A 9,051-nucleotide genomic window follows, 5' to 3' on the forward strand; every position below is an offset into this window, starting at 1 on the left:
ACTCACTCTTCTGTCCGGGATCGCCATATGTACGGGTCTGTCCGTAATCGGCTATTCAGTCTCGCCGGCACAATACAGATCCGAGGCAATCCTTGCCCTGGACGTGCGCAAACTGCAGGCATTGCCGACGGAATCTGTGGTTTCGCCGCTTCCGCAAGAAAGTCCCGTCCTGCGAACCGAGCTCGACATTATCAGTTCAAGGTCGATGGCCGAGAAGGTGCTTGCGCGACTTGACCGCGCGGGCTTTGACGCTGAAGGCAAACTAGTGACCACCGCGCCACAATTGCCGCCGACGAGGAACCAATCCAACCCTGTTATTTCGACTGCTGACGAGGATCACAATCGCGGCAGAATCGACAAACTGTTGTCGAATGTCAGCGTGATGAATGATGGCCGGTCATATACGATCTACATCGGTTATCGGGGCGACAATCCCGAATACTCCGCTGCAGTTGCCAATGCATTCGGCGAAGCCTACCTTGACTATCAGATTGATCTGCAAACCTCCGCTACCCGGCGTGTCAGTGACTGGCTTGGTGGAAAGCTGGTCAGCTTGCGCGCCACTCTGGAACAGTCGGAACGGGCTGCGGCGGATTTTCGAGAGAAATCAGGCCTTGTGAAGGCCAATGGCATGACCCTTCAGTCACAGCAAATTGCGGCGCTCAACGCCGAGCTCGCCAATTTGCGGGCCAAACTCGCCGGCACGGAAGCGCGGCTATCAACTGCAATTGAAGCCTCCAACAGCAATACGGGTGTGGCCCTGTCGGAAATCCTGAGTTCGGCGGCTATCTTGCAGTTGCGGACTGAACAATCTCGTATTGAACGGGCCATATTGGAGATCAAGCAGAGCGGTGCGACGCAAAGCGCACAGCTGCCGCAATTGAACTCGCAGCTCGAATCCCTGAAAGGCCAGATCATTCAGGAAGTCCAGCAGATCATCGATAGTCTGAGGAACGAGATTAGCGTCACGCACCGCCAACAGGCAGCGGTTGAAGCAAACCTCAAACAGATACAGGACAGCAGGTCGACGGCTAACCAGGCACTCGTCCATGCGGACCAACTCGACCGCGAAGCTGCCGCCAATCGCGCAATCTATGAGAGCTATCTGACGCGCTACAAGCAGACAATCGAGCAGGATGGCATTGCTTCGGCGGAAGCGCGCATGATTTCACGCGCTGTCCCTGCAATGTCGAAAACAAGTCCGCACCTGTCGACGTGGCTCGCCATGGGTACAATCGGCGGTATTGCTCTGGGCGTGTTTGCTGCGTTCCTTCTGGAAATGCGCGACAGATCCATTCGTTCACCCGAAGCGCTTGAAAATGCAACACGACTGCCAATCATCGGCAGGATACCGCAGTTGTCGCTCAAGGAACGCAAGGAAGCAGCACGGATGGTCAGCGATGGTCAATCCAGCTTTGGTCGCTCGATCGCGGATCTCCAGGCGCATCTGTTGCTGTCGGCATCACCGAAAGCTTCCCGCGCCATTGCGATAACATCGGCGGGTGATCAGGAGGGCAAGACGTTGATCGTGGCAGGCCTTGCCAGGTCGCTATCTGCCACCGGAATTCGGACCGTAGTTGTAGATGCCAACTTCCGCAGCCCGATGGTCGCCCACGAATTCGGGGACCAGTTCGGGCCTTACCTTGAAGAGGTGATCCGCGGCCGGCAGACGCTCGAAGCCGCCGTCCAGCATGATCTGGCATCATCCATCGATTTCATTGCGGCGCAGACCTGCCAGGTTCCGGCAGAGTTCCTGCTGGGTCATGAGCAATTCTCGAAAATGATCGCCGAGCTCAAGCGCCAGTACGATATCGTGCTCATCGATACCCCTGCCGTCGGCAACAGCGCGGATGCAATCCGCGTGGCATCGTTGGCCGACACCACGGTCGTTGTGGTGCGGCGGGATACGGCCAATACAGATGATGTCGTCGCCACAATTGCAAGGCTGCGTGCGGATGGGCGGAAAGTCAGTGGTATCGTTCTCAACAGCGATCGCAAGTGCGGAAGGTCACCGAAGATCGACATTCCCCTTCCACAAATCCAGCTGGTTTCGGAGAGCGTCGTCAAGAAAATAGCTAGCCGGGCAAAATCCCGCTCTTCCATCGCGAAAGCATGAGGTCGACAATGTTGATCAAACAGAAAAATAATCGTCCCGGAATTGGCCTCCGGATCAACCGAATGGTCACCGCGTGGACTTTCACGTCACTGCTGTTGCTGTCAACGGCTGCCTCGCCCGCATGGGCCGATGAACCATACAAGATCGCCTCCGGCGACGTGCTTCAGATTACAGTCTACGGCGATGCAGGCCTGTCGGGCACCTTCCCGGTGAGTGTGGATGGAACAATCGGATATCCCATTCTCGGCAATATTCCGGTCGCAGACCATAATATATCGGAAGTCACCAACACGATCAGCCAGGCACTGCTTCAGCACATTCCGGGTCTTTCCGTCTCGGTTGCGGTCAAGGAATATGCGCCTGTATTTGTCATCGGCGACGTTCAAAAGCCGGGTAAATATGAGTATCGTCCGGGCATGATCGCGCTTGAACTGTTTGCCTTGAGCGGCGGTTTGAAGGAGGCCACAGACAGGCTCGATACGGCAGGCACCCAGTTGGTGGCGGCGCGTCAGGACTATTCTGACACATCACTGCAACTATTTGCTCAGGACGTGAAACGGACACGCCTTGAAGCCGAATTGAATGACAAGTCGTTCGAATACGTTGTGGACAAGGACACCGGTACCGACGATCTGGCTGCCCGCCAGGGCGTCATCGATTCAGAGCAGAAGCTTTTCGAACTGCGGCTTGCCGCGCTCCACAGCCAGGAAGAGGCACTCAAAGCGCAAAAGCAGAACTACAGTGAAGAGATCAGTACGCTTGAGGAAAGCACAAAACTGCGTAACCAAGAGATCTCTCTTCTGGAGCAGAACGTAGCCGCTTCGGAAAAACTTGTTGCGCAAGGCCTCACTGCGCAATCGACAATGCGTGATACGCAGCGCCAGCTGTCTGCCATGCGTCGCGACGCCCTGGAATTTGGATCATTTCTCGCGCGGGCGAAGCAGAACGAAAACGCCGTTGGACAGAACCTGCTTGCCCTGCGCGATCAGCGTTCAAACGATGCCGCCAAGGAACTGCGGGATATCGATCTCGATATCATTCGGCTGAAAAAACGCTTGTCTTTCATCGTACAGACCATGGCCGAGATCGCGGCCAGCGCTCAGCGGGCCAATACCCGGGAGCAGGCGGTAAAACTGGTGTTCACAGTCGTTCGCGACGTCAACGGGCAGTACCTGGAGACGGAGCTCGCGGAACACGATCAGATCAAGGCCGGCGACATCCTGCGTGCGCAATTGACAATGCCGAAAGAGGTGACCGCAAAGGTCAACTGATCGAATGAAGTTACCCTCCCATCGGGCACGGCAAAGCCCGATGGTCTTTTTGTTCCCAGCCTCAATCGATCGATACGATGACAAAAAGTAGCCGCCGGCACATTATGCGCCGGCGGCTTGTTTTGGCCTTGATGTGCGATCAGCTGACGGCCGATATCGTCAGAACGTCATTCGTCGGCGATGCGATCGATTGCTGCCAGCGCATGTAGAGATCACGGATACCCGCTTCGAGCTCGATGCTCGGTTCCCAGCCCATTGCCTGCAGCCGTGTCGGGTCGACCAGCTTGCGCGGCGTTCCGTCGGGCTTTGTTGTGTCGAAGACAATGGATCCATGATAGCCCACGATCTTTGCGATGAGCGTCGCCGCATCCCGGATCGATATCTCCTGGCCTGAGCCGATATTGATGATCTCCGGGCCCTGATGCTTCTTCATCACGTACACGCAAGCATCGGCAAGATCATCGACATGCAGGAATTCACGCTTTGGGTTGCCTGTGCCCCATACGACAACGCTTGGGCTATTGGCGATTTTGCCCTCATGCATCTTGCGGATCAATGCCGGCAGGACATGCGCGTTCTGAAGATCGAAATTGTCATTTGGACCATAAAGGTTGGTCGGCATGGCCGTGATGAACCGGCGGCCATACTGGCGCGCATAGGCTTCGGCGAGTTTAAGTCCGGCGATCTTTGCGACTGCATAGGCTTCGTTGGTCGGCTCGAGCGCACCGGTCAGCAGCGAGTCTTCGCGGATCGGCTGCTCGGCAAATTTCGGATAGACGCAGCTTGAACCCAGCCACAGCAATTTCTGCACACCGAGCTTATGCGAAGTGTGCATGATGTTCATGGCAATCATCGCGTTGTCGTAAAGGAAATCAACGGGATAAGTTGAATTGGCAACGATCCCGCCGACCTTGGCGGCAGCGATGAAGATGGCATCCGGACGCGCCGTCGCCATCCAGTCTTCCGTTTCCGATTGGCGCGTGAGATCGAGTTCGTCGTGCGACACTTCGAGCAGTTGGCAGCCTTCATGCTGCAGTCGGCGTGTCAACGCCGAACCGACCATACCAGAATGACCCGCGACCCAGACCCGCTTTCCACGCAGATCGAAATGATGAATGTCCTGGTCAGCCATAGAAATCATTTCGCCCTTCTTCACGCATGATTGTTCTCAGATCGGATTCGACCATCTCGGAAACCAGCGCATCAAACGAGACGGTGTGGCTCCAGCCGAGCTTCTCGCGCGCTTTCTCGGGATTTCCGAGCAGAAGCTCAACTTCCGTCGGCCTGAAATAGCGAGGGTCGATTTCGATGAGTTCTTTTCCGGATTTACGGTCGTAGCCAATTTCATCGACACCGGTACCAGTCCATTCGATCTCTTTGCCCACCGTGCCAAAGGCCTTCTCGACAAATTCGCGAACGGTGTGGGTTTCTCCGGTGGCAAGGACGTAGTCGTCCGGCGTTTCCTGCTGCACGATACGCCACATTCCGTCGACATAATCTCGCGCGTGGCCCCAGTCACGCTTGGCTTCGAGGTTGCCAAGCCGGAGCTTGTCCTGCAGACCGCGTTCGATGGCGGCGACGGCGCGGGTGATCTTGCGCGTGACGAAGGTTTCGCCGCGCAACGGGCTCTCGTGATTGAAGAGAATGCCGTTGGATGCATGAAACCCGTAGGCTTCGCGGTAATTGACCGTGATCCAGTATGCGTAGAGTTTCGCTGCCGCATAGGGGCTGCGTGGATAAAACGCCGTCTTCTCACTCTGCGGCGCCTCAATGCTCTTTCCGAACAGCTCGGACGTGGATGCCTGGTAGAAGCGGCAGGTCTTTTCGATTTTCATGATGCGCATTGCCTCCAGCAGGCGCAGCGTACCGAGTGCATCGGAATTGGCGGTATATTCGGGTGTTTCGAAACTGACCTGCACGTGGCTTTGCGCGCCGAGATTGTAGATCTCGTCCGGCTGGATTTCCTGAACCACGCGGCAAAGGTTGGTTGCGTCGGTGAGGTCACCGAAATGCAGCCGAAAACGGACGTCCTCGTCGTGCGGGTCCTGGTAAAGATGATCGATACGGGCCGTATTGAACGACGACGACCGTCGCTTCAAGCCGTGGACAATATATCCCTTGTTGAGCAGGAATTCGCTTAAGTAGGCGCCGTCCTGCCCAGTAACACCAATAATCAAAGCGGTTTTCGCGGTCATACGTTGTTCCCCGGTCTTGCCTTAAAAGCTTCTTGTTACCTTGGCTTCCGGACCGGTTTCCCTGTTGGAAACGGCAGCCGAAAACGATGAAACCTGTTGATCTCACTATAGATGGCGCTCGGCAGGATACACTTCGGCAATAGGGATAGGATCAGTGTCTAACCCGATGGAACATCAGACATATCGGTCAGGTCAAAGCCGCTAAAAGGGGCGAATACGGACAGACACTTCTCCGGAAGTGGTAGGTGCGGGCAATACCACACCAACAATCGTAGTGCCTTTGTCGAACTGTCATTGAAGGTCACGAGCTGCAACAATCGGCTTCCAGATTCTCCTATTTGGGCTGGTGGTGCCGCCATGGCTTGGGGTATTCAAAATGAAAATCGTCTTTGCAAACCGCTATTTCTTCCCTGATCAATCGGCGACAAGCCGGATGGTTTCAGGATTGGCATTTGCGCTCGCTCGACGCGGCTTTGAAGTCACCGCAATCGCCAGCCGGACATTGCATGACCATTCCAACGTCGCGCTACCGGCACAGGAAATGGTCGCTGGCTTAAGTGTCAAACGGCTCTGGGCAACCCGCTTTGGCCGCAGCAATATTCTCGGCAGAGCGATCGATTATCTCACCTTCCACATTTCAGCGTTTCTGTGGTGCCTGTGGAATCTGGAAAGAGGTGACATTTGTGTCGTCTGCACTGACCCGCCTCTGTTGTCGGTTACAACTGCCCTCCCGATCCGCTGGCGCCGGGCAAGAATGGTCAATTGGGTAATGGACCTTTTTCCCGAAGTGGCCATGGAACTTGGCATGTTGTCGAACAAGAGCCTGCCCGGAACGCTCAGCAGGGTCGTACGCAATTGGTCGATGCGGAAATCGGCAATGATCGTCTGCCCCACTGCAACCATGGCGTCGTACCTGACAGAACACGGCCTGGAGAATGATCGTGTTTCCGTCATGCATCACTGGTCGGACGGCGAGGAGATTTATCCGGTACCTCCGACCGCCAACAGCCTGCGGACACGCTGGGGTTTGCAGGACAAATTCGTAGTCGGCTATTCTGGCAATTTCGGTCGGGCGCACGATTTTTCGACACTGCTCGAGGCCGCGGTCCTCTTAAGTGATGATGAGGATATTCAGTTTCTGCTGATCGGAGGCGGCCAACAGCGAGCCCATGTGGAAGAAATTGTCCGGAACCGAGACCTCAAGAACGTCATCTTCAAACCGCTCCAGCCAGCTCAGAACATCGCTGAAAGCCTGAGCGCCGCGGACGCCCATATTGTCTCGCTCATACCGAGACTTGAGCACTGCATCGTGCCAAGCAAGTTTTATGGTGTTCTGGCTGCGGGCCGCCCAACGCTCTTTGTTGGCGACAGCAAGGGCGAAGTCGCGCGCGTTGTAGCGTCGGCCGATTGCGGTGCGGCGGTCAAGATCGGTGAAGGCCAGCGGCTGGCGGATTTCATTGTTGAGATGAAAGAATCTCCCGACCGGCGTGCCCAGATGGGGCTGAATGCAAGGCGGGTTCTCGACACCGTGTTCTCACGGGAGAACGCAGTGAATGCATGGGCCGACGTCATGCACAAATTCAGACAGCAATCAGCTGTGGCATCACAATCCTCAGTTTATGGACCAGCAGAATGAACGGTACGGTTGTCGTCAGTCAGCTCGGTGCTCGCATGCATTATGCGGTGCCACGTATATTTGCATCCGAGGGTCAACTTGCACATTTCTATACGGATATCTGTGCAACTAACGGTTGGCCACGCCTGGTAAACAGCCTGCCACGCAGCCTGCTTCCCTCATCCGTCAAGCGCCTTACGGGCCGCGTGCCGAAGGGCGTTCCACCTGAATTGACCTCGACGTTCCCGAACTTTGGTATCCGATCAGCGGTCCGCAGATTGCAGGAAAAGGATGTTATCGAACATATGGCCAATGCCGTATGGGCGGGTTCGGAGTTCTCGCGTCTTGTCGCGTCGAGTGGTTTTCACAACGCCGCCGGGCTCTATGGTTTCGGTGGCGAGGCATTGGAACAAATGCAGGCAGCCAAGCAGCAAGGCATGTGGACCGTCGTCGAACAGATGATTGCACCGCGAGAGGATGTTGAAGACCTGGTCAGAGGCGAGCATCAACGGTTTCCGGAGTGGGCCGGCGCCTATACGGACAATCCCAATGCTCTGGCTTTTGCAGGACGCGAAAAGGCTGAATGGGACCTTGCTGACATCATCGTGTGTCCGTCTGAATTTGTTCGCAGCAATGTCATCAAACGCGGTGGAAAGTCCGAGCGGTGCGTGGTTGTCCCATATGGTTTTGATCCGCACTTTCCACCCCAGGAGATCATCCGCATTGGCGGACCCTTGCGGATCCTGACGGTCGGCGAAGTCGGTTTGCGAAAGGGTTCGCCCTACGTTGCGCAGGCAGCCGGCCTGCTCGATAAATCCGCAACGTTCCGGATGGCGGGACCATGTAAACTTTCTCCGGAAGTCCAGGCGCACCTCACGAAATCTGTCGAGCTGCGCGGAATTGTTCCGCGCTCGGAGATGGCAAAGCAATATGAGTGGGCAGATGTGTTCCTTCTCCCCTCAATCTGCGAAGGATCCGCTACAGCGATCTATGAGGCGCTTGCAGCGGGACTGCCAGTGATCTGCACCGAAAACGCCGGCAGCGTTGTGCGCGACGGTGTTGAGGGATTTATCGTTCCCGTTCGCGATAGCGAGGCGATCGCCAGGGCAATCACCAATCTCGCTGAGCATCCGGGAATGAGGGCCGCCATGTCCGAGAGCGCCGTCGAGCGTGCCGCGGAATTCACCGTCAAGCGCTATGGCGAGCGGCTGCTCGATGCTCTGTCTTTCCTTCCGGGGCAACGCCAGACACCAAACCTGGCCATCCACTCATGAAAAGGTCCGAAGCACCAGAACGATCCTCAAACAGGCAGTGTGCCGCATGAAAATAGTCCATGTCATCTCCTCGATCGATCCCGCCAAGGGAGGGCCGCAAAGTAGCTGTGTGCGTTTGGCAGCGGCCCAATCAGCACTGGGCCATGACGTACACATCATCAGCTATGGTGGCATTGAAATAAAGGAGCGCGCATTCTTGTCAGCCAGGGACGTGCCCCATTTCTCGAATATCGGCTGGCACCTTCTTCCAGACCCCGACCGGATCGAGCGCCTGCTGGGCTACAAGGCTTCCTGGCTCCTGCGCACGCTGCTGAAGGATGCATCATTTGTCCATATCCACGGTGTTTGGGAGCCCATACTGAAGAATGCAGCAAGCATTGCGAGGCAAAGCCTCGTCCCCTATTGCTTGGAACCGCACGGAATGCTCGATGTCTGGAGCATGAGCCAAAAGCGCCTGAAGAAGCAGCTGGCGCTGTTTGTCGGCTATCGAAAGATGCTTGACCGGGCAAAATTTATTCTGGCGCTTAATGCGGATGAAGCCCAGCTGCTCGGTCCGCTTGGGCTCCGTGCTCCCAACCTC

The 9,051-nt window shown here is 56.2% G+C and carries 7 protein-coding genes; 5 read left to right on the forward strand and 2 right to left on the reverse strand.

What is annotated here, in order from left to right; all coding sequences use genetic code 11:
- Positions 1-2,116: polysaccharide biosynthesis tyrosine autokinase (locus AAAC48_RS03600; protein ID WP_340652856.1), on the forward strand; the 2,116-nt coding region annotated here is incomplete at its 5' end.
- 8 nt (positions 2,117-2,124) lie between these two features.
- Complete coding sequence (locus tag AAAC48_RS03605) at positions 2,125-3,387, forward strand: polysaccharide biosynthesis/export family protein (RefSeq protein ID WP_340652857.1); 1,263 nt, start codon at positions 2,125-2,127, stop codon at positions 3,385-3,387.
- Positions 3,388-3,526: 139 nt separating this feature from the next.
- Here the strand turns inward: AAAC48_RS03605 and AAAC48_RS03610 are convergent, their stop codons facing one another.
- Both AAAC48_RS03610 and gmd read right to left on the reverse strand, forming a co-directional pair.
- Complete coding sequence (locus AAAC48_RS03610) at positions 3,527-4,528, reverse strand: GDP-L-fucose synthase (protein WP_340652858.1); 1,002 nt, start codon at positions 4,526-4,528, stop codon at positions 3,527-3,529.
- Positions 4,512-5,582 (reverse strand): GDP-mannose 4,6-dehydratase, encoded by a 1,071-nt coding sequence (gene gmd, locus AAAC48_RS03615; RefSeq protein ID WP_340652859.1) that lies wholly within the window; start codon positions 5,580-5,582, stop codon positions 4,512-4,514. Before gmd ends, AAAC48_RS03610 begins: the two co-directional genes overlap by 17 nt.
- A gap of 376 nt (positions 5,583-5,958) precedes the next feature.
- Between gmd and AAAC48_RS03620 the strand changes: the two genes are divergently transcribed.
- The 3 genes from AAAC48_RS03620 to AAAC48_RS03630 form a co-directional block, all read left to right on the forward strand.
- Positions 5,959-7,218, forward strand: coding sequence for a glycosyltransferase family 4 protein (locus tag AAAC48_RS03620; RefSeq protein WP_340652860.1), 1,260 nt, complete (start codon positions 5,959-5,961; stop codon positions 7,216-7,218).
- Positions 7,215-8,471, forward strand: a complete 1,257-nt coding sequence (locus AAAC48_RS03625) for a glycosyltransferase family 4 protein (protein WP_340652861.1) — start codon at positions 7,215-7,217, stop codon at positions 8,469-8,471. Before AAAC48_RS03620 ends, AAAC48_RS03625 begins: the two co-directional genes overlap by 4 nt.
- Positions 8,472-8,517: 46 nt before the next feature.
- A partial coding sequence (locus tag AAAC48_RS03630; protein WP_340652862.1) for a glycosyltransferase occupies positions 8,518-9,051 on the forward strand: 534 nt, incomplete at its 3' end.

The sequence above is a fragment of the Phyllobacterium sp. genome (assembly GCF_037994405.1).
Taxonomy (GTDB): domain Bacteria; phylum Pseudomonadota; class Alphaproteobacteria; order Rhizobiales; family Rhizobiaceae; genus Phyllobacterium.